The following is a 22,513-nucleotide window of genomic DNA, read 5'->3' on the forward strand; positions in this document are numbered from 1 at the left end:
GCACTTAGACGACCAGAGTCCGTATGCCAGCAAACGGCAAAAAATAAAAATTACATAAGGTGAGTGGTTATGCTGCTCGCCTTTTTGTTTAAGGAAAAAATGAAAATGAGTCACCCTATTGAACAGTTAGAACAGATTATGGCCACATTGCGCGACCCACAGCAGGGTTGTCCTTGGGATCGTAAACAAAATTTTGAAACAATTGTGCCGCACACTATTGAAGAAACCTACGAAGTGGTGGATGCAATTCACAATCAAGATTGGCCTAATCTGAAAGAAGAGTTGGGGGATTTATTGTTCCAAGTGATCTTTTATAGTCAATTGGCGAAAGAGCAAGAACTGTTCGATTTCTCTGAAGTGGTAGAAGCGGTAAATGAAAAGCTTACTCGTCGTCATCCCCATGTTTTTTCGGCGGTTGAGTTTGGTTCTGACGAGGAAATTAACGCTAATTGGGAAGCAGAAAAAGCAAAAGAAAAGGCACGAGTAGGCAAATCAGAACAAAGTATTCTAGACTCAATACCAAATTCTTTGCCGGCACTTTCGCGTGCTACAAAGATTCAAAAAAAGTGCGCCAGCGTAGGTTTTGATTGGGATTCTCTCGGCCCAGTAGTAGACAAAGTTCGTGAAGAAATTGACGAAGTCATGGAAGAAGCGCTGCAAGTTGAAGTTGCTCATGACAAGGTTGAAATGGAACTGGGGGATTTGTTGTTTGCGACGGTGAATTTATCGCGTCACCTGCAGGTCAATCCAGAAGTTGCATTGGCAAAAGCAAATTTAAAGTTTGTTAAACGCTTTCAATCAGTTGAGCAAAAAGTAGCGCAAAATGGTCAGCAAATTGGCCAATGCAGCTTGGAACAACTCGACGGTTGGTGGGATGAAGTTAAACAAGATGAGCGTAGGTGAACTCTCGCTCAGTGATAAATTGGGGCAAGATTGACCCATCTAAGAAGTGGTTGGGGCAGTCGTATTCACCCTCTTTGATTTGAAGCAAAAAATAAAAAATAGTGGTGTGATAGATTTCACGTTGTGGCGGTTAGGTGCTTCTGGTATATTTTTATCCCGTCCAGAAGAAATCTATTTCCCTCATTCAACCAATTTCAGGTTAAACATGACGACAAATTACATTTTTGTTACTGGCGGGGTTGTATCCTCTCTAGGTAAAGGTATTGCAGCTGCATCTCTTGCGGCTATTCTAGAAGCTCGTGGTCTTAAAGTGACCATGATGAAGCTTGACCCTTACATCAACGTTGACCCAGGCACAATGAGCCCAACTCAACACGGTGAAGTGTTCGTCACGGAAGATGGCGCAGAAACAGACCTTGATCTTGGTCACTACGAACGTTTCATTCGTACCAAGATGACTAAACGCAATAACTTTACGGCAGGTCGTGTTTACTCAGACGTTCTAGCGAAAGAACGTCGCGGTGACTACCTAGGCGCCACCATTCAGGTTATCCCTCATATCACAAACGCAATCAAAGACCGCGTAATTGCTGGCTCTCAAGGCCACGACGTTGCGATCGTTGAAGTTGGTGGTACGGTTGGTGATATCGAATCTCTACCGTTTATGGAAGCGATTCGTCAACTAGCTGTTGAGCTAGGTCGTGAGCGCGCAATGTTCATGCACCTAACACTGGTTCCTTACCTTGCTGCGGCAGGTGAAGTGAAAACAAAACCGACTCAACACTCTGTTAAAGAACTTCTTTCAATCGGTATTCAGCCTGACATTCTAGTTTGTCGTAGTGATCGTGCGATCCCAGCGAACGAGCGTAAGAAGATTGCTCTATTCTGTAACGTACAAGAAAAAGCAGTAATCTCAATGAAGGACGTAGATTCTATCTACAAAATCCCTCAACTTATCCATGCTCAAGGCCTTGATGATCTTGTTTGTACTCGTTTTGGTATCACTGCACCAGCAGCAAACCTTTCTGAGTGGGAACAAGTAATCTACGAAGAAGCGAATCCAACGGGTGAAGTTACGATTGGTATGGTTGGTAAGTACATCGAACTACCAGACGCATACAAATCAGTAAACGAAGCGCTAAAGCATGCCGGTCTTAAGAACCGTCTAAGCGTTAAGATTCAATACGTTGATTCTCAAGATGTTGAGAGCAAAGGTGTTGAAATCCTAGAAGGTCTTGACGCAATCCTAGTACCTGGTGGCTTCGGCGACCGTGGTATCGAAGGTAAAATTCTTGCAGCACAATACGCTCGTGAGAACAAAGTACCTTACCTAGGTATCTGTCTAGGTATGCAAGTGGCACTGATTGAATACGCGCGCAACGTTGCGGGTATGGAAGGTGCACACTCAACAGAATTTAACAAAGAGACGAAGTACCCAGTGGTTGGTTTGATCACTGAATGGGTTGATGGTGAAGGTAAAGTTGAAGAACGTACTGAAACATCAGACCTAGGTGGTACTATGCGTCTTGGTTCACAGCTGTGTCACCTTGAGAAAGGAACAAAAGCTCACGAACTATACGGAAGCGCAACCATTCATGAGCGTCACCGTCACCGTTACGAAGTGAACAACAACCTTCGTCCACAAATTGAAAAAGCAGGCCTAAAAGTGTCTGGTCTTTCAGCGGACAAGAAACTGGTAGAAGTGATTGAGAACCCGAACCACCCATGGTTTGTTGCGGCTCAGTTCCACCCAGAGTTCACTTCGACACCACGTGATGGTCACCCACTGTTTGCCGGTTTCGTAAAAGCAGCTGGTCAGTTCCAGCGCGGCGAATTAGAGAAGTAAGGAATACAGGCAGTAGCATGTCAATGTTGCTGCCGTTAATTTTGACATTATATATTCAACGAGAAGGAAACATTCAATGTCTAAGATCGTTAAAGTTCTAGGTCGTGAAATCATCGATTCACGTGGTAACCCAACTGTAGAAGCTGAAGTACACCTAGAAGGCGGTTTCGTAGGTATGGCTGCTGCTCCATCTGGCGCATCAACTGGTTCACGTGAAGCTCTTGAGCTACGTGACGGTGACAAATCACGTTTCCTAGGTAAAGGCGTTCTTAAAGCAATTGAAGCTGTTAACGGCTCAATCGCTGACGCTCTAGTAGGCAAAGATGCTAAAGATCAAGCTGCAATCGACGCAGTAATGATCGAGCTAGACGGCACTGAAAACAAATCTAAGTTCGGCGCGAACGCTATCCTAGCTGTTTCTCTAGCAAACGCTAAAGCAGCTGCAGCTGCTAAAGGCATGCCTCTATACGAGCACATTGCTGAGCTAAACGGCACTGCTGGTCAGTTCTCTATGCCTCTACCAATGATGAACATCATCAACGGTGGTGAGCACGCAGACAACAACGTTGACATCCAAGAGTTCATGATCCAACCAGTTGGCGCAGCAACTCTTAAAGAAGCAGTTCGCATGGGTGCTGAAGTATTCCACAACCTAGCTAAAGTATTGAAGTCTAAAGGCTACAACACTGCAGTTGGCGACGAAGGTGGTTTCGCTCCTAACCTTAAATCTAACGCTGAAGCGTTAGAAGTTATCGCAGAAGCTGTTGCAGCTGCTGGTTACGTACTAGGTAAAGACATCACTCTTGCTATGGACTGTGCTGCATCTGAGTTCTACGACAAAGACGCTGGCATCTACAACATGAAAGGTGAAGGTAAAACTTTCACTTCTGAAGAGTTCAACCACTACCTAGCTGGTCTAGTTGAGCAATTCCCAATCGTTTCTATCGAAGACGGTCTAGACGAGTCTGATTGGACTGGTTTCAAACACCAAACTGAACTTCTAGGCGACAAGATTCAACTAGTTGGTGACGATCTATTCGTTACTAACACTAAGATTCTTGCTGAAGGTATCGAGAAAGGCATCACTAACTCTATCCTTATCAAGTTCAACCAAATCGGTTCTCTAACTGAAACTCTAGCTGCAATCAAGATGGCTAAAGATGCAGGTTACACAGCTGTAATCTCTCACCGTTCAGGCGAAACTGAAGATGCAACTATCGCTGACCTAGCGGTAGGTACTGCTGCAGGTCAAATCAAAACTGGTTCTATGAGCCGTTCTGACCGTGTTGCTAAGTACAACCAACTTATCCGTATCGAGGAAGCTCTAGGTGAGCGCGCTCCTTTCAACGGTCTTAAAGAAGTTAAAGGTCAATAATTTAGATTTCTAAGTTATTAGCTTAATGCTTTGAAAGGCTCCACTTCGGTGGGGCCTTTTTTTTTGGCTGCAGAAATGAGAATCGAGAGTTGAGAACGCTTCGCTTTCGAGAAGAGAGATCCCCAACTCGTTCGCTCCTCACTCTCGAGGATGACGGCACTCGTTTTGTCTGTATTAGTTTGTCATTCCATAGACTGACGAAGGAAGGAGTAGGGAATCTTTCTTTGATTTCGAACTGTTTGACTCAATCCCCAACGTGTTCTATTTTCGCTTCTCGCTTCTCGCTTCTCGCTTCTCGCTTCTCGCTTCTCGCTTCTCGCTTTTTAAGCGCAGCGCTCTCGATTCCCGATTCTCTATGCCTCTGCGATCGCGACCACTCTGCGTTTTTCCATCTCTTCACGAATCGCGACACCTTTAAATCCATCGGCAATGATTGCTTGGACATCGACCGCCAAGGCGGCTTGAAACGCTTGCTCAAAAATCGCTTTTTGTGGGTAGTCGATGCTTTCATGACCGGTGCGGCCGCGGCTATCGGCCATGCAGCAGAGCAGGATCTCTTCTAAACGTTCAGGGCGACGCCACACGTCAAACTTATTAAGTATTTTTAACTTGGTTGCGGGTTTGAGTTCTGCCGCACGGTGGATATTTGAATGTTGCTCGCACACGAGTAGGGCTAAGTCTCGATACTCATTGGGCACGCGAATGCGTGCGGCTAAATTCTTGATCAACTTGATGCCAGTATGGCAATGCATTTTATGACTTGGCCATTCTTGTTCAGGGGTCACGCCTTTGCCTAAATCGTGCACTTGAGCGGCAAAGCGAACCGTGGTTGAAGCACTCAATAGTGCCGCTTGCTGTGCGACCATTAGAGTGTGTATACCCGTGTCAATTTCAGGATGCCATTGTTCAGGTTGTGGAACCCCGAACAAACAGTCGATTTCGGGTAACACCACCGCCAGTGCGCCACAATCACGCAGCACTTTTAAGAAGACTTGAGGATCTTGGCAGCTCAGTGATTTGTGCCATTCTTGCCAAACGCGCTCCGCGGTTAAGTGCTGCAATTCACCTTGTTGGACAATTTGTGTCATTAAAGCCATGGTTTCGTCGGCAACGGTAAAGCCAAGATGAGCAAGTTTGGCGGCAAAGCGCGCGACGCGTAGAACACGTAGTGGATCTTCAGTGAAAGCCTCTGATACGTGGCGTAACTGACGGTTGAGTAAATCTTGTTGGCCACCGTAAGGATCAATAATATTACCCAGATCATCTTGAGCCATTGCATTGATGGTGAGATCACGACGTAGTAGATCTTCTTCCAATGTGACATCTGGCGCGAAGTAGCAATCAAAGCCGGTGTAACCTGATCCTGTTTTACGCTCGGTTCTCGCCAGAGCATGCTCTTGCTTGCTCTTCGGGTGGAGAAATACCGGGAAGTCTTTACCCACAGCGGTATAGCCGAGTTGCAGCATTTGTTCAGGGGTGGCACCGATGACAACCCAATCTTGATCATATACATCCAGATTGAGTAACTGATCGCGAACCGCTCCGCCAACTAAGAATCTTCGCACTGTGGCCTCTCTATCTATTTGAATTGTCTTTGGCTATTCTTGCCAGCAATGTTACTTTCGTTCTCAATAAATTCCCAGCGACCATTATCATGTACAACACTCATTTTGGATTTGTCGAGCTACCGTTTTCTATTGTACCAAACTCACGGTTTCTCTATTTAAGTCAACGTCATAAAGAAGCGATACATCACCTTCAAGCTGGGTTAGGCGATGGTGGTGGCTTTGCGATGCTGACTGGAGAGGTGGGAACCGGTAAAACGACCGTATCAAAGGCGATGCTAAAAGCATTGGATGCATCAACGCAAACTGGGTGTATTCTCAATCCGACATTTAGCAATAATGAGTTGTTAGAAGCTATTTGTGATGAATTTAGTTTAGCCTATCCCGAGCAGGCAAGCCTAAAGCAACTGACTCAGCTGATTAAGCAATTCTTATTAGAGAGCTATGCGCAGGGCAAGCAAACGCTATTGTTGATTGATGAAGCGCAGCACTTATCGGCAGAAGTGTTGGAGCAATTACGTCTACTGACTAATTTGGAAACAGAACAGCGTAAACTGCTGAAGGTGCTGCTGATCGGCCAACCTGAGTTGCAGCAAAAATTACAAATGCCGCAGTTGCGCCAGCTCGCGCAGCGGATCACTGGACGCTATCATTTATTGCCTCTTAACAGCGATGAAACGGCGAAATACATTCAATTTCGCTTACAACTAGCGGGCGGAAACAGCGAGCTATTCACTGCCAAATCGTTAAAAAATATCGCTCAGGCGACATTGGGTATTCCTCGTTTGGTTAACTTGGTGTGTGACGCAGCGCTAAAACGAGCCCATCATCTTGGTGAAGCATCGCCCTCTAATCAAACGGTAATCGCAGCTTGTGATGAGGTAATGAGTTTCCAAACCAATTATTCATCTGCGCCACGACAGACCCTCTCTCCGCCGTTTGAACGCCAATGGCTTAGCACTGCAATTTGTGGGGCATTGGGTTTGGTACTTGCTTGGGGCGCTTGGCAATTTGCGCCAAACACCTTGCTGGTCCCTTTCCAGCAACAAGCCCAAACCTATATTGAGCAACAGTACCCGGCTAATCCCAATCGTATTGAGCAGCAAGTGGTTTTCCCTACTGGGCTGATGTCTTTGCTCAGTAACAGTCAGCCACTCGCACATCAAATTACTGAGCTTTATAAGGTTTGGGGTTACCGAGCTTCTGTTGTGGATGAAATGTGCGTTGATAATGCGCAGTCACAATTTCATTGCCAGAGCTTTAGTGGTTCGTTTGAGCAGTTGTTGGCGACCAATTTACCGGCTGTGCTCACGCTTAGTATCGACAACGCCACTCATTATGCTTTGTTGTATAAGGCTAATGATGAAAAGGTTGAGTTATTGATTGATGGCGAACGAGTGGCGTTTGAACGCCATTGGCTCGATGAAATTTGGTCGGGAGAATATTACTTAATTTGGCAAAAATTATGGCATCAAGCATTAAAACCGGGCATGAGTGGGCATCCCGTTGCGAGTTTAGATTATCAGTTGTCCCAAGTGCTAGGATTGCCGATGGGCCAAGAAGAACGTTATGGAGAAGCGTTGAAACAAAAGGTCACTATGTTTCAACAATGGCAGCAGCTCAGTGTTGATGGTATTGCCGGTCAACGTACCCTGCAGCGCTTAGAGCTTCTGTCGCAAGAACAGGCGCCACATTTGATGTTAGGCGAGGAAATGTAATGGCAAATCTAATCGAACAGCTTAGCGCATCACAGCAAGGCTACCAGAGCCATCATACGGCACCGTTACAGTATCAATTGAGTCAAGCCGGCACTCAACCTAAGCGCTGGCCATTGAATCTAGCCTTGCTGGTTATACCATCGCTCGCCACGCTGACTTGGCTTGCTTATGGTGACTATCAAATGCAGCGTGATGCTTGGGTGGCGATGAATCAAGGTAAGGTTGAGATTGTTGAACAACCTGCAGTACTGGAAAACCGACCGTATCCTCAATATTCTGCTTTAACAGAGACATTTTACCAGCGTGATTTAAACGATGAGACGCTAATGGATGAGTCGTTGTCAGTATCGGATTCGCCAGAGACGCGATTGACCAACCAACCGGTTGAGAAAAACAGTTTTGATACCAAGCAAAAGCAACAGGTGAGTGAAGATGATTTACTCAGTGGTCTCGACTTAAGCGGTTTATCGCCGGACATTGCTCAGCGTTTGCAAGCCGTGATGGATGCACCTGAGGTCGAGAGTGCAGACGATGAACAAATACCTGCCCAAGCGTTGGCGGAGAATATCAATCAATGGTCAGGGCGATTGCCTGCTCTCAATTTTGAAACGCATGTTTACTCAAGTAACGAGGCGAAGCGTTGGGTCAAAATTAATGGTGTTGAATATCAGCAAGGCGATCAAATTGGCAATGATGTCGCTTTGATGGCGATAGAACCACAAGCGTGTGTGATTGATTTTCAGGGAGAGATGATTCGAATACCGGCGCTATATGACTGGCAAGGGTAGGACGTTGTTGAATAGATAATAAAAAGGTCACGCGAGCGTGACCTTTTTAATGAATGCTTATGCCCAACCGTTTGGTGAGCGACGCTTACGCGGTACAACGTGAGGCAGTACCAAACCGAATAGCAGGCCGATACCAGCAACACCACCGCCATACATGAAGTATTTAAGCAGTAGGTCATCTTTTTGCGTATCAAGCTTAGCGCGCAGGTTGCGTACTTCCGTTTGAGAAGCGGTTAGCTGCTGGCTCATGTCGCCGTAATTTTTTTCCAGTTCAGAAATCTGACTGTTACGGGTATTGAGTGAGTCGACCAGACCTTCTTTTTCACGATTTGCGATGTCGTTGGCATTCGCCAATTTCTCTTTCACTACCGTCAGCTCTTTTTCAAGCTTCGGTAGGCGAGTCGACATACCTTCTTGAGTGGTGATAAAGCTGGTTGAAACCCAACCTTTACGGCCACGGCTATCGACAACCTGGCTGTATCCAGAATCTTTGTTCACACTGACAAGATTCACTTTTTCACCAGCATTGACGCTACCAATGATTCGGAACTGGTTGCTTGGCCCAGCATGCATATAGGTGAAGAGATTATCAGAGATAAAGCGATCTTTAGCCATTGCAGAAGGTACGGCAATTACACATGCTAAGATCATAAAAACCAATTTTTTCACGGTAAATCCTTTAACAGTCATCAAGCTTTCAGCGAGGGAGAAACTCCCGAACTGCAAATAGTATGAAGTTTTTTTTTCTGGTGCAACAAAGAAGGGAGGCTTAGCCTCCCTTTCTGCGGTCTTGAGTCAATAATGACAGTGCATTTACACAGTTCTGACCTATTGACTAGCCAAATGACGCTTGAATAGCGTAGAAGAATACTACCGCTAATAGTGCGCCAGCTGGCAATGTTACGATCCAAGATGCGACGATATTACGAATAACACCTAGGTTTAGCGCTGCAATACCGCGAGCAAAACCAACACCAAGAATGGCACCAACTAAAGTTTGTGTTGTTGAGATTGGTAGACCAGTACCAGACGCAAGAACAACGGTACACGCAGTAGCAAGCTGTGCAGCAAAACCACGGCTTGGCGTTAGTTCGGTAATACCAGTACCAACGGTCGCCATTACTTTATGACCCAGTGTAGCTAGACCAACCACGATACCAAAACCACCTAGTGGAAGGATCCACCATACGATTTCGCTCTTACCGGTAATTGAACCCATGTGCTGAACAGTTGATACAACCGCAGCTAGTGGACCGATCGCGTTGGCAACATCGTTTGAACCGTGAGCAAATGCCATCGCACAAGCGGTGATAACCATTAGTACGCTGAAGATACCTTCTACGCCAGCAAAGCCGTGGTCATCTTCACGGTTAGCAAATTTCTTCTGAATGTAGAAGTAACCACCAACCATAACCAATGCAGAAACCGCTGCAGCCCAAACCCACGCTTCACCGTTTGATAGGTGTAGACCAACGTGCTTAAGACCTTTCTTAATCGTTACCAGAGCAATGACCATAGTGGTAATGAACATGTACACAGGTACAAAGCGCTTAGCATTGAAAAGAGGTTTCTCAGTATCAAAGATCAGTCGCTGCGCGCTGACGAAGATGACATAAGCGAAGAAGCCAGAAATCACCGGAGTGACAATCCAACTACCCACGATGCCTTGAACACTGCTCCAGTCAACCGCTTCAGTACCGACAGACACACACGCAAAACCGATGATTGCACCGATGATAGAGTGTGTTGTTGATACTGGCCAACCCATGTAAGAAGCAAGTAATAGCCAAGTACCAGCGGCTAATAGCGCTGACATCATGCCGTATACTAATACGTCTGGTTGAGAGGCAAACAGAGACGTTTCAATCACGCCTTTACGGATTGTATCGGTAACTTCACCACCGGCAAGATACGCACCAGCAAATTCAAAAATCATCGCAATGATGATAGCTTGTTTTACTGTTAGCGCCTTCGAGCCTACTGATGTACCCATCGCATTGGCAACGTCATTTGCACCAATACCAATCGCCATCATGAAACCGAATAAAGCTGCAACAATAATCAGGACAGTGCCGTAGTTCGCAAGGATATCCATCGTAATACCTAGTTGTTTGATAACAAGCGGAGCAAATTTTTGACACGAGAAAGCCCCATCGGCGCCGATATATTCATTGCCTAACTGGGGTGTGTTAAAAAATACTCTTCGTTATTGAGTTTAACTTAACGTTATGAGCGTGACAGCATTACTTCTAATCGAGCACCAACACGTTGTGCTTGATCGGCAATACCACCTACCCATTCTAAAATTTTGTACAGGAACATTACATCGATAGGATTCAAATCTTGTTCGATCAACATCAGTTGTTGGCGAAGTTGGATTTGCATCGCATCAGTGTCATCTTCAATCATGTCCAATTGATTAATCATCTCTGCAACCAGAGTGACTTCACGGCCTTTGAATCCTGTCTCCAACAATTCATCCAGCTCATTGATCACTTTCTGTGCTTGTTGTGCCGCGTCTAAACAACGTTTTACATAAGCAATGAAGTTTTCTTGAAGAGGAGCAGGGATAGACAGTTGGCGGCCATAAACACGACCTGCAATGTCTTTTGCAAGGTTTGCGAGTTTGTCTTGTTGTGTTAGTAGCTCAAGCATATCGCTACGGTCCACAGGCATAAACAAACCACGAGGAAGTTTCAGACGAATTTCGCGCTTTAGCACATCAGCTTCTTTCTCAAGGTGAGAAATTTGAGCACGAATTTCAGATGCTTTTTCCCAGTCTCCTTGCGCACAAACTTCGAAGAAGTTTACAAGGTGAGAACAGCATTCATTTACGCACACAACGTGGCGTTGCAAAGGCTTAATAGGGGACTTTGCAAATAACCCCATAATTGTATTTACTGGCATGGTCATTCAACCTAATTAATATAACCTATAAATAACATACACCCTTTTGAAGATGAAATGTTGAACGATGGCTATAAAGGCGCGCATGGTAACGCATTAAATCTGTCATTAAAACTGTTTTAGATCATCATTAGAGCGATATTTCGCTCTTGCCGAGTGAGAAATTAGGCAATATCCTGTCTCTATCTGCTTTGAAAGGTATAACTATGGAAACCGAGATAGAACTGAAGTTTTTTGTTTCTCCAGAATTTTCAGAAACTTTACGTAACAAGATTTCCGAAACAAAGGTCCTTCAGCACAGCTGTCGTGAATTAGGTAACACCTACTTTGACACGCCTGATAACTGGCTGAGACAGCATGACATTGGTCTACGCATTCGTCGCTTTGATGAGGTCTATGTTCAAACGGTCAAGACGGCAGGACGAGTTGTCGCTGGTTTGCACCAACGTCCTGAATATAATGCCGAACATAACTGTAACGATCCAGTGCTTGCCTTACATCCGAGTGATATTTGGCCAAATGGCAAAGACATTGACACGCTACAAAATGAATTATCTCCGTTATTTTCGACTAACTTCACGCGTGAGCAATGGTTGGTGTGCATGGCGGATGGCAGTCAAATTGAAGTCGCGTTTGACCAAGGTGTGGTTATCTCTGGTGATCTAACCGATACCATCTGTGAAGTGGAGCTTGAGCTTAAATCAGGCCAAACCGATGCTTTATTTACCCTTGCACGCACATTCAGTGATGCCGGCGGGATGCGCTTAGGTAACCTAAGTAAAGCGGCGCGTGGTTACCGTTTAGCCTTGGGCTATCAAGGTGATCAAGTCAAGCCAATGGCGTTGGTGGATACTGATAAAAATGACTCACTAGAATCTTGCCTGATCAACTCGCTAGAACACGCGTTATCTCATTGGCATTACCATGAACAGATCTATTCTGAGCGTGAATCGATTGATGCGCTGCATGAGATCAAAAATGCCATCAGTTTTATTCGTCAAACCTTCACTATTTTTGGTGATGTGGTACCGAGTAAAGCGAGTGCTCTGATTCGCCAAGAACTGAAATGGCTGGAACAAGACTTAGCGTGGATAAAGCAGTTCGATTATCTCGATGATTTGTTAGAAGACAAAGGGCATGCGCTGCGTAAACTTGATGCTCGCAAGTTCTTGATTAAAGAACTGTCCGACTTGCAACAAGATCTGCCTTCTCGTGAAGAGATGCTTGAGCAATTTAATTCAGCGCGTTACACCGCTTTGTTACTTGATCTCAGCCGTTGGATTTTAACGCGCGGCTGGCAGCCATTCTTGGATGACAAATCACGCACTGCGATTTCACAAAACATCTTACCTTTCTCGGTAGTGCAGTTAGAACGTACTTGGCATGAACTGATGGATGCTTTCCCACCAGAGAAAGAGTTGGTATCGCAAGACTACATCGACCAGCAGTACCATTTAATGCGCAACCTTTATACTGGGGTTGGATTTGCTAGCTTGTATGATGCTGATGAACGTAATCGCTTCCGTCTACCTTGGGCCGATCTGCTACAAGGTATTGATGACTTGCTGACCTTGAAACCATTAAAGCAGTTGGTGGAGAAGTTAGAGGGTGATGAGCGTGAGCAACTTGAACGTTGGTTGTTCCGTCAAGAAAGCTCAATCTTACATGCTATGGAGCAAACCCGCGCCATCAGCATTGAAGCAGAGCCATACTGGCAAGAGTAATCACGAGTGTGTTTGCGAGAATGATATTAAAGAGAAGGGAGATCTACGGATCTCCTTTTTTTTGCTCACTATCTTGGTGAAGCTTATTAATATCTCGGCTCATTCTGCGTTCCAGTTTTTCCAAGCGAGCAAGAATGGTTTGCTGCTGCTCCAGTAACGCGATCATTTGCTGCTCTTTTTGTTCCGCTTTCATCGCTTGCATGCGAGTTGGTGAGGTGATCATTGAGGTGATTAAGCCTGAAATCATACCAAACAGTCCAACACCACAAAGAATCACGCCGGAAGCCAGAATTTTACCCGCATCGGTCACCGGGTAGTGATCGCCATAGCCAACGGTCGATATCGTTACCAAAGCCCACCACAGTGCGTCGCCTCCGGTTTTGATATTGGCATCTGGAGAATGGCCTTCTAGAAACAACATAATGCTTGAGCCTAACGTCAGCAAGATCACCAGTAACAGCAAAATTGATGCAATGGTGGTCTCTTTGCGGTTGCTAAGAAGTTGCTGAACCACACTTCGGCTAGAGCGAATAACTAGAATCACTCGCAAAATATGAAATAAGCGGGCGAAACGTAAAGGTTCGATCATCGGCAGGCTGGCGATGAAATCAATCCAATGTCGTTTCAGAAATTGCATTCGATCTGTGGAACGGATCAAATCAATCGATAGTTGCAGAATAAAAATACTGCAGATGATGAAATCAAGGCCGATAAGAACCTGACGTGTTTCATGGCTGATCGGGATAAACAATAAGCCCGAGATCACAAATAACGCCATAAAAGAAAGAATTAGTGATAACAAGCTCATCGGCTTCGTGTCGTCTTTGGTATCATTTCTATTCATACGAGGCTCAAAATAATTATTGGTACTAGCACTAAAGTACCAGAGGGGTGAGCAGTAGTAACTTTATTCTATTTTAGAATATATGACTTAGCGGAGAACTAACAATGACGACACTGGCATTCAAGCCGTGGGAACGAGTGATTACGGATATTCGACTGGTTCCAAAAATGGCATTGCTGATGGTGTTCAGTACCTTACTGATCGTCGGCAAACAGCTATGGGACGCAAATACGTTCTACGATTCACTTCTGATGGTCACTGACAGCGCTGAAGTCGCTCGTGAACATTATGAAGCTTACCTAGTACAGGTAGTATGGCAAACCATGCTGCTTATTGGGGTTTTTGTCGTTCTTTTGTTATTTGCTGCGCGAGTGATGCTGCGCCAAACTCATTATCTAAATGAAGCGATCAAAAAGATGGCCAGTGGCGATCTTTCCTCTCCGATTTTGCTGCAATGCAAAGACGAATACGGTGATGTAGCACGCGAGTTAGAAAAAACCCGCTCTCAATTGCAAGAGTTGATTAAGGTGCAATGGAATTCATCACAGGAGTTAGCTGGCCTGACTGAAGTGATGACGTTGAGCATGTCGGAAACCAAAGAGTCGGCGCAAGAAGAGTTTGAAGAGATCGACCAGCTAGCAACGGCGATGAGTGAGATGACTTCAACCGTTCAAACGGTGGCGGATCACGCGCAAAATGCTTCAGCATTGACAGAAAGTGCTTCTAGCCAAGCGGCGACGGGACAGCGCTTTGTGCAAGATACCGTGAGTAAGATCAGCGAGCTTTCACAAGATATTTCAGCCTCTGCTCAAGCGGTGAATCAAGTCGAAGAAAGCGTTGATGCGATTGGCAGTGTCGTGGGGACCATTCAAGGTATTTCTGAGCAAACAAACTTGTTGGCATTAAACGCAGCGATTGAAGCGGCGCGTGCTGGTGAAGCGGGTCGTGGCTTTGCGGTTGTTGCTGATGAAGTTCGTAACCTGGCTCAACGCACTCAGCAAGCCACCATTGAGATTCAAGAGATGATCTCTCAGTTGCAATCAAGCGCAAGTTCAGCGGTTGATTTGATGGAAAAAAGCGTCGTGGAAGCGGCAGAAGGTGTTGAGCTGGTGACAAACGCGGGTACTGAGCTGGATGGTATCGTATTGCAAGTCAATCAAATCAATGACATGAACTTCCAAATTGCCACAGCGGCAGGTCAACAAAGCAGTGTCGCCGAAGAGATGAACCAAAATCTAACCAACGTACGTGAACTGGTGGAAGCCTCTGTGACCGTGGTCGGGGATCTATTGGAAACCTCAGAGATCATGCAGCAAAATGCCGAAGAGTTGGATAAGAAGATCAGTGCATTTAGAGTGTAATCTCACAGACTGAGTCAATAGACGCCTGCTAACAATTAGCAGGCGTTTTTTATTGTGTAAAGTTTGCTATAACTAGCGCTTAGAAGCCGCAATTCAAGCTCAGATAAGACATCTCAGCCAGTAAATCACAAGGAAGCCCCATGCCATTGCCTGAAAACCTCTTGGCCACCTCTCAATCAGCGCTTGCTCAATTGGAAGAGTATCAACTGGAACAACATTGGCCTGCTGACATTTACCAACAATTGGAATACGTCGCAGGGCTAAGTCCATTTGTCATCGAAGCTTTAGCCCGAGATGAAACACTGCGCCAAACTTTGCCGAGCATGTTGAATGAACCACAACGTTGTGACGGTTATCGTCAACAGCTTGCTGCCGCGCTGGTGGATTGCCATGATGAAGTGACCGGGCAGCGAATACTGCGCCAGTTCCGCAATCGCGAGATGAGTTATATCGCATGGCGTGATTTCAATGCCACTTGGCCATTAGAGCAAAGCCTCAAGCATCTTTCTTATCTTGCTGAAGCGATGATCTTTGAGACCTATCAATGGCAATACAAAGCCTGTTGTGAGCAATGGGGAACGCCGTGTAACGATCAAGGTCAAGCGCAACCGATGCTGATCATCGGTATGGGCAAACTGGGTGGCGGTGAACTGAATTTCTCGTCTGATATCGATTTGATTTTTACTTACCCTGAAAACGGTGAGACTCAAGGGACTCGCCGCAGTATTGCCAATGCTCAGTTCTTCACTCGTTTAGGGCAACGGATCATTAAAGCGCTCGATCAGCAAACCTTTGATGGCTTTTGTTATCGTGTCGATATGCGCTTGCGTCCATTTGGTGACAGCGGTCCACTAGTAATGAGTTATGCCGCATTAGAAGATTATTACCAAGAGCAAGGGCGCGATTGGGAACGTTACGCCATGATTAAAGCGCGTGTCATGGGCAGTGAAATGTATCCGCAGTATCAAGAGCTGCGTAAGATGCTGCGTCCTTTTGTCTTCCGTCGCTATATCGATTTTAGTGCGATCCAATCCTTACGCCGAATGAAATCGATGATCAGCAGTGAAGTGCGTCGTCGTGGGCTGACCAATAACATTAAGCTCGGTGCTGGCGGTATTCGTGAAATTGAATTTATTGCTCAAGTATTCCAATTAATCCGCGGTGGTCGAGAGCCAAGCTTACGTCAACGTGGCTTATTGGTGACACTCGAAGCAATTGATGAGTTAGAACTGCTGAATAAGCAAGAAACCACCCATCTGACTGCGGCATACAAGTTTTTACGTCGTTTAGAAAACCTCTTGCAGGCGATGGCGGATAAGCAAACGCAAACCTTGCCAGAAAATGAGTTAGAACAGTGGCAATTAGCAACCGCGATGGGCTACTCGGATTGGAACGCAATGCTCAATGATGTCCGCCAGCATATGGATAACGTCCATCAGGTCTTCATTCACTTAATCGGCGATGATGAAGAAGAGCAGACCGAAGTGGCCAAACACTTCCAAGAGCTGTGGGATATGGCGCATAAAGCGGATGTGATTGAGCAGATCCTCGCTCATGACCTGCAGTTAGAAGAAAGTGTCGAATTAGCCAAGACCATCATTCAGTTTAAGAGCGATTTGGCGAAAAAAACCTTGGGCCCACGCGGCCGCGAGGTGTTAAATCGCCTAATGCCGAAAATATTCCAAGCCATTTTTGCTCATCAAGATGCAAAATTTGGCTTATCGCGAGTGCTGCACTTATTGCATAAAATCGTCACACGAACCACTTACCTAGAATTACTTGATGAACATGAAGCGGCGTTAACGCAATTGGTCCGCTTGTGTACTGCCAGCCCAATGATTTCAGAACAGTTGGGTCGTTATCCGATTTTGTTGGATGAGCTGATTGATCCGCAACAGCTGTATAACCCTGTTCCGCTTGATTCTTACCGCACCGAACTGCGTGATTATTTGGCGCGCATACCTGAAGATGATATGGAGCAGCAGATTGAAGCGTTGCGCCAATTCAAGCAGATTTGTATTTTACGTATTGCAGCGGCTGATATTGCTGGTGTGTTGCCGGTGATGAAAGTGAGTGATCACTTAACCTATTTATCGGAAGCGATTGTCGAATCGGTGGTTAATCAAGCATGGCTGCAAATGAGCGAGAAATATGGCCAGCCAAATCATCTCAAAGATCGTGATGGTAAAGGTTTTGCCGTGGTCGGTTATGGCAAAGTAGGTGGTTGGGAGCTCGGTTATAACTCAGACCTTGATATTGTCTTTATGCACGATTGTCCCGCCAGTGCGTATACCGATGGTAAGAAAGAGATTGATGGTCGTCAGTTCTATTTGCGCCTCGCTCAACGTATCATCCATATTTTCTCAATCCGCACCGCATCAGGCATTCTTTACGAAGTGGACACTCGCTTACGTCCTTCTGGCGTCTCAGGCTTATTGGTGAGCCCAACTGATGCGTTTGAAGAGTATCAGCGCAAAGAAGCTTGGACATGGGAGCATCAAGCCTTAGTGCGTGCACGGATGATTTATGGCGATGGGCAATTGCAGCAGGCATTTGCTCAAATTCGTCATGCGATTTTAACCTTGCCGCGTGACAGTGATGAGTTAAAAAAACAAGTGGTCGATATGCGAGTTAAAATGCGTGACCATTTAGGCGGAAAAAAAGCGGGACGCTTTATGCTCAAGCAAGATCCGGGCGGTATTACCGATATCGAGTTTCTCGCTCAATACTTGGTTCTCAACTACAGTCATCAAAAGCCGAAGTTGACGCGTTGGTCAGATAACGTGCGTATTTTTGAGTCTTTGATTGCGCAAGGTATTATGGATGAATCGCAAGCCTTGGCGGTAACAGATGCCTATACCATGATGCGCGATCAGATCCATCATCGTAACCTACTCAATCTTGATACCGACTTGGCTGAAGATAAATTTGTCCAAGAGCGCGCTTTAGTCGTCGATGTATGGCAACAGTGGTTAGAATAGCAATAGATATGATACCTAAGTGATTTTAGTGAGCCTAACAAGCTCGGAATACTTATCTAGAAGTGACTTGGGTATACAAAGGTTTAGGCGGTCAAAACCCTATGATAAACTTTGGCCAGATATACATATTGGAGATCCATAATGAAACCAATCCTACCTGACTACAGTCAAGCAGGCGTTCTTATTGTCGGTGACGTAATGTTAGACCGCTATTGGCATGGCCCTACGGGCCGCATTTCGCCAGAAGCGCCTGTTCCTGTAGTGAAAGTAGAAAATAACGAAGAGCGACCAGGTGGTGCGGCTAACGTCGCGATGAATATTGCATCACTGGGTGGAAATGCTCATATCGTCGGGTTAACAGGGAGCGATGAACCAGCGAATGTACTGAGTGAAACACTCTCAGCATTGAAAGTGAAGTGCGACTTTGTTTCGCTTCCAGATTTTCCGACTATTACTAAGCTACGTGTGCTAAGTCGTGGTCAACAACTGATTCGTTTGGATTTTGAAGAAAAGTTTGAAAACGTTGATTCGGCGCTGATTTTAGAGCGCATGGAACAAGCATTACCAAACGTTAAATCAGTGGTGTTATCGGATTACGATAAAGGCGCATTAGAGCATGTGCAGTTGTTTATTCAAAAAGCACGCGCAGCCGGTGTTCCGGTGTTTATTGATCCGAAAGGCGCTGATTTTGAACGCTATCGTGGTGCAACCTTGCTAACCCCAAATATGGCAGAGTTCGAACTGGTCGTTGGTAAAGTTAAATCAGATCAAGAGTTAGTTGAGAAAGGTTTGGCGCTGATTGAGCAATTTGATTTTGAAGCGCTATTGGTGACTCGCAGCGAACATGGCATGACGTTACTGCGTCGTGGTGAAGAACCGTTCCATCTGCCAACTCAAGCGAAAGAAGTGTTTGACGTCACCGGTGCAGGGGATACGGTTATCTCTGTACTAGCAGCTTCAGTTGCGGCGGGTAAACCTCTTGATCAATCGTGTGCATTGGCGAATGCGGCGGCGGGTGTTGTTGTCGGTAAGTTGGGTACCTCAACCCTATCTACGATTGAACTTGCAGAAGCAATTCATGGTAGCCATGATACCGATTATGGTGTTATTTCTGAGCAAGGCTTGATTGAAGCGGTGAAGAAAGCGCAATCGCGCGGCGAGAAAGTCGTGATGACCAATGGTTGCTTTGATATTTTGCATGCTGGTCATGTTTCTTATCTAAACCATGCAGCGCAATTAGGTCAACGCCTGATTGTGGCGGTAAACACCGATGAGTCAGTGAAGCGCTTGAAAGGTCCTGGTCGTCCAGTTAACCCAACGGATCGCCGTATGGCGGTATTGGCAGGTCTAGGCGCTGTCGATTGGGTGGTTCCATTCACTGAAGATACACCACAACGTTTGATTGCTGCAGTATTACCGGATCTGCTGGTTAAAGGCGGCGATTACAAACCAGAAGAAATTGCTGGTGGTGCTGAAGTGATCGCTAATGGCGGCGAAGTGAAAGTTCTGAACTTTGAAGATGGCTGTTCAACCAGCGAAATCATCAATGCGATTAAGGGTGGTAAAGGCTAAGCGGCCTGAATCATACTCTCGACCAAGACGCTCATCATTGATGGGCGTTTTTTTATTCTCAATTTCTCTTTTCTCGATTCTCCTTGTTTCTTTCTGGAATATAAAAGCCAAAAAAAAGGAGCCATAAGCTCCTTTTTCGCATCTTGAGAAGAGTGATTAGTCTTCTAGTTCACCACAAAAACGGTAACCTTCACCGTGGATTGTAGCGATGATTTCTGGCGTACCAGAAACTGACTCGAAATGCTTACGAATACGACGGATCGTTACGTCAACAGTACGATCGTGTGGCTTAAGCTCACGACCAGTCATCTTCTTAAGAAGATCAGCACGAGTTTGAATCTTGCCTGGGTTCTCACAGAAGTGCAGAAGTGCACGGAACTCTGAACGAGGTAGCTTGTAGCTTTCTGCACTTGGGCTAACCAAAGAACGGCTGTTGATGTCTAGTACCCAACCGTTGAACTGGTATTTTTCTACGCTGCGCTTTTCTTCTTGAACAGCACTAGAGTTCATTGAACGGTTTAATAGGTTACGAGCACGGATAGTCAGTTCACGTGGGTTGAATGGCTTAGTGATGTAGTCATCAGCGCCGATTTCAAGACCAAGGATTTTGTCTACTTCGTTATCGCGACCGGTTAGGAACATAAGAGCAACATTCGCTTGCTCACGTAATTCACGTGCAAGCAAAAGACCATTCTTACCTGGAAGATTGATATCCATGATCACCAAGTTGATCTGACTTTCTGTCAGAATGTGGTGCATCTCTTCACCGTCACTGGCCTCGAAAACAGCGTATCCCTCTGCTTCAAAAATACTCTTTAGAGTGTTACGAGTTACTTGCTCATCTTCTACAATCAGAATCTGCGGGGTTTGCATTGGCGGTACCTAAACTTGTGAAAAAAATGTATTAATAGAATAAATTCTAGGCAAAAACATTACTTACAGGTAATTTGATTTTGATATAAAACAAAGTGTGTTCCCAAACACATCTTTGAATGCCCGCCATCCTTGGTGTTACTTTCTTTCAAAAGAGGTTCCTTGCCCTGATTTATGCTATTAGGCGTTGAAACGGATTTTATATAGTTAACAGCATGCTAACAACGTCCAAATGTTAATTCCATTCACTTTGTTGATTTATATCAAGAGATCGAATGTAACAAATATTAATGGCAACCGGCAAATGTAAAATTAATGATTGGTGCAATGATGGACGCTCATTTGTGGCAAATTTACTGTGATCCTTACTTCAAAATTGACAAAATGTTCAACCTTAATGACTTTGTTGTCATTACGGCGAGCAACCCGCAAAGTTATAAGCTGTCAGATCATGAAAATAGCATAAGAAATAAGCACTTGAGCTGCGATTTGAGCAATTTTACACTTCATGAAATATGGGTGGGTGATGGTGATTTTGACTGGTTTGAGGCGAGTTTTGCCGTAGAAATACCGCTTCCATTCGCGATCGAGTTGGCGCATAAATATCAGCAGAACGCGATTTATTTTGTGCAAGATGGGCAGCTCTTTTTACTCTCTTGCCATGCAGATAGAACCCAAATCGATCTAGGAGAGTGGCGGTATCGATTGAGATAAGAATTCACATTAGCTTCATGGAGGAAAGCATGAGAGACATAACCCCTGACATTTGTGACAAATTTGAACGTCACGTTACTTACGTAAATTTACCACTAAATAACTTCGGTTGCCGTACTGCCTTTTGGGGCGAAATTGTTACAGTTCGGTGTTATCACGATAACTCAAAAGTAAGAGAAGTGTTGAGTCGCAATGGGCGAGGAAAAGTACTCGTCGTTGACGGAAATGGTTCATGTCAAAAAGCTTTGCTTGGTGATCAGTTGGCAATTCTAGCGATTGAAAATGACTGGGAAGGCATCATTGTCTACGGCGCAATCCGTGATGTGGCGATGATGGCTGAAATGGATCTGGGCATTATGGCGCTTGGCACCTGTCCGTTTAAAACCGAAAAACGTGACGTTGGAGAAATTGGTGTCACGCTCTCTTTGCAAAAACAAATGATTCAGCCAGGCGATTACATCTACGCGGACTGGAACGGTATTTTGACTTCAGAGCAGCTATTAAACTTTTTATAGAAACTAGAAACTAGAAACTAGAAACTAGAAACGGAAGCCAATCCCCACTTCAAACCCTTTTTGCCACTCTTGGTAGTCGAGAGTGGCATGAAAATCGAGATGTTCACTCAATTGAACTCGGCTTGAAACCTCAGCGCCGATACCACTTTCTTGGCCTTCAGGCGCGTCATCATCAGTATAAGAGTGTAAAGTGCTCTTAACGGATAGGCGCGGGGAGACTTGATAGCTCAGGCCGCTCAAGAAGCCGCCCTCATTTTGCTTGGTTAAGCGAGTGCCGACATAGAGATCAACGTTGTCGAATAGACTATAGGCGTAGCCGCTATCAATGGTCCACGAATCAAAATTGTGCTGGTTACTTTCACTGGAAAGGAACATACGGTGCGGGGAGTCGTGCTGTTGGAAGGATAATTTAGGCAGATCGGATGCGATCACCGAGCAACTAAGCAAGGCTGATTATTTTTATCATTCATCACCCCAATCCGTCTGGTTAAATTCATCCATTCTTCACTGCAAAATAAATTAAAGCATAAAACTAACGAACTAGCGGTTAATTTTAACGTTTGCTTAGCAATTTTGATATCTGCGTACGGTTTTTAGTCAACTATCGCTCGATAAAATGAACTCATTGAACAAAACACAGGCAAAAAATAGAAAGTTTTCGTTGACTCACTGTTAGAAAACAGGGTAAATGTAAGATAAGTAAACACAAGATTCCAACAAGATAATATGTTTAATAACAGCCTAACAGTAATGACCACAACCATTATTATGACCAGCACAATACGCGTTGGGGCAGGCTGCTGAGCGAAATTTTTTCAAAAAAAGGC

18 protein-coding genes are annotated in these 22,513 nt (G+C 45.2%); 11 read left to right on the forward strand and 7 right to left on the reverse strand.

Annotated features, from left to right (window positions below; translation table 11 throughout):
- The first annotated feature begins 105 nt into the window (after window positions 1-105).
- The 3 genes from mazG to eno all read left to right on the forward strand — a co-directional run bounded on the left by mazG (window position 106) and on the right by eno (window position 4,124).
- Window positions 106-903 (forward strand): nucleoside triphosphate pyrophosphohydrolase, encoded by a 798-nt coding sequence (gene mazG, locus RH85_RS00635; protein WP_039948306.1) that lies wholly within the window; start codon window positions 106-108, stop codon window positions 901-903.
- A gap of 205 nt (window positions 904-1,108) precedes the next feature.
- The gene (locus RH85_RS00640) at window positions 1,109-2,749 is read left to right on the forward strand and encodes a CTP synthase (protein WP_006710230.1); all 1,641 of its coding nucleotides are present in this window, start codon (window positions 1,109-1,111) and stop codon (window positions 2,747-2,749) included.
- A 76-nt stretch (window positions 2,750-2,825) separates the two neighbouring features.
- Entirely contained in the window at window positions 2,826-4,124 is a 1,299-nt protein-coding gene (eno, locus tag RH85_RS00645) for a phosphopyruvate hydratase (RefSeq protein WP_006710231.1), read from the forward strand.
- A gap of 353 nt (window positions 4,125-4,477) precedes the next feature.
- Here eno and RH85_RS00650 read toward each other — a convergent pair whose 3' ends face one another.
- A complete protein-coding gene (locus RH85_RS00650) occupies window positions 4,478-5,689 on the reverse strand; it encodes a multifunctional CCA addition/repair protein (protein WP_006710234.1) in 1,212 nt (403 codons plus the stop codon).
- Between the two features lie 89 nt (window positions 5,690-5,778).
- Between RH85_RS00650 and RH85_RS00655 the strand changes: the two genes are divergently transcribed.
- Complete coding sequence (locus RH85_RS00655; protein ID WP_039948308.1) at window positions 5,779-7,407, forward strand: ExeA family protein; 1,629 nt, start codon at window positions 5,779-5,781, stop codon at window positions 7,405-7,407.
- Entirely contained in the window at window positions 7,407-8,195 is a 789-nt protein-coding gene (locus tag RH85_RS00660; protein ID WP_006710236.1) for a general secretion pathway protein GspB, read from the forward strand. The genes RH85_RS00655 and RH85_RS00660 overlap by 1 nt, the downstream gene beginning before the upstream one ends.
- Before the next feature lie 57 nt (window positions 8,196-8,252).
- Here the strand turns inward: RH85_RS00660 and RH85_RS00665 are convergent, their stop codons facing one another.
- The 3 genes from RH85_RS00665 to RH85_RS00675 form a co-directional block, all read right to left on the reverse strand.
- Window positions 8,253-8,864: a TIGR04211 family SH3 domain-containing protein gene (locus tag RH85_RS00665; RefSeq protein ID WP_006710237.1), complete on the reverse strand. Its 612-nt coding sequence runs from the start codon at window positions 8,862-8,864 to the stop codon at window positions 8,253-8,255.
- 166 nt (window positions 8,865-9,030) lie between these two features.
- A complete protein-coding gene (locus tag RH85_RS00670) occupies window positions 9,031-10,290 on the reverse strand; it encodes an inorganic phosphate transporter (protein ID WP_006710238.1) in 1,260 nt (419 codons plus the stop codon).
- Between the two features lie 131 nt (window positions 10,291-10,421).
- Entirely contained in the window at window positions 10,422-11,102 is a 681-nt protein-coding gene (locus RH85_RS00675; protein WP_005599225.1) for a TIGR00153 family protein, read from the reverse strand.
- A gap of 206 nt (window positions 11,103-11,308) precedes the next feature.
- Here RH85_RS00675 and RH85_RS00680 point away from each other — a divergent pair, with 206 nt between their 5' ends.
- On the forward strand, window positions 11,309-12,826 hold the full coding sequence (locus RH85_RS00680; protein WP_006710239.1) for a CYTH and CHAD domain-containing protein: 1,518 nt from the start codon (window positions 11,309-11,311) through the stop codon (window positions 12,824-12,826).
- A gap of 43 nt (window positions 12,827-12,869) precedes the next feature.
- Here the strand turns inward: RH85_RS00680 and RH85_RS00685 are convergent, their stop codons facing one another.
- The gene (locus tag RH85_RS00685; RefSeq protein WP_006710241.1) at window positions 12,870-13,670 is read right to left on the reverse strand and encodes a potassium channel family protein; all 801 of its coding nucleotides are present in this window, start codon (window positions 13,668-13,670) and stop codon (window positions 12,870-12,872) included.
- A gap of 104 nt (window positions 13,671-13,774) precedes the next feature.
- On the opposite strand from RH85_RS00685, the gene RH85_RS00690 reads away from it, so the two are divergent.
- From RH85_RS00690 to hldE, 3 genes are all read left to right on the forward strand, one after another.
- Window positions 13,775-15,031, forward strand: coding sequence for a methyl-accepting chemotaxis protein (locus RH85_RS00690; protein ID WP_006710242.1), 1,257 nt, complete (start codon window positions 13,775-13,777; stop codon window positions 15,029-15,031).
- Between the two features lie 140 nt (window positions 15,032-15,171).
- Window positions 15,172-18,012 (forward strand): bifunctional [glutamate--ammonia ligase]-adenylyl-L-tyrosine phosphorylase/[glutamate--ammonia-ligase] adenylyltransferase, encoded by a 2,841-nt coding sequence (gene glnE, locus RH85_RS00695; RefSeq protein ID WP_006710244.1) that lies wholly within the window; start codon window positions 15,172-15,174, stop codon window positions 18,010-18,012.
- A 141-nt stretch (window positions 18,013-18,153) separates the two neighbouring features.
- On the forward strand, window positions 18,154-19,584 hold the full coding sequence (hldE, locus tag RH85_RS00700) for a bifunctional D-glycero-beta-D-manno-heptose-7-phosphate kinase/D-glycero-beta-D-manno-heptose 1-phosphate adenylyltransferase HldE (protein ID WP_006710246.1): 1,431 nt from the start codon (window positions 18,154-18,156) through the stop codon (window positions 19,582-19,584).
- Window positions 19,585-19,740: 156 nt separating this feature from the next.
- Here hldE and arcA read toward each other — a convergent pair whose 3' ends face one another.
- Window positions 19,741-20,457: a two-component system response regulator ArcA gene (arcA, locus tag RH85_RS00705; RefSeq protein WP_006710248.1), complete on the reverse strand. Its 717-nt coding sequence runs from the start codon at window positions 20,455-20,457 to the stop codon at window positions 19,741-19,743.
- Between the two features lie 327 nt (window positions 20,458-20,784).
- On the opposite strand from arcA, the gene RH85_RS00710 reads away from it, so the two are divergent.
- Both RH85_RS00710 and RH85_RS00715 read left to right on the forward strand, forming a co-directional pair.
- Window positions 20,785-21,171 (forward strand): DUF3293 domain-containing protein, encoded by a 387-nt coding sequence (locus tag RH85_RS00710; RefSeq protein ID WP_241210342.1) that lies wholly within the window; start codon window positions 20,785-20,787, stop codon window positions 21,169-21,171.
- A gap of 29 nt (window positions 21,172-21,200) precedes the next feature.
- The gene (locus RH85_RS00715; protein ID WP_006710250.1) at window positions 21,201-21,686 is read left to right on the forward strand and encodes a putative 4-hydroxy-4-methyl-2-oxoglutarate aldolase; all 486 of its coding nucleotides are present in this window, start codon (window positions 21,201-21,203) and stop codon (window positions 21,684-21,686) included.
- A 24-nt stretch (window positions 21,687-21,710) separates the two neighbouring features.
- Here RH85_RS00715 and RH85_RS00720 read toward each other — a convergent pair whose 3' ends face one another.
- On the reverse strand, window positions 21,711-22,061 hold the full coding sequence (locus RH85_RS00720; protein WP_006710251.1) for a hypothetical protein: 351 nt from the start codon (window positions 22,059-22,061) through the stop codon (window positions 21,711-21,713).
- Between the last annotated feature and the right edge of the window lie 452 nt (window positions 22,062-22,513).

Source organism: Vibrio ichthyoenteri ATCC 700023, from assembly GCF_000222605.1.
Lineage (GTDB): Bacteria > Pseudomonadota > Gammaproteobacteria > Enterobacterales > Vibrionaceae > Vibrio > Vibrio ichthyoenteri.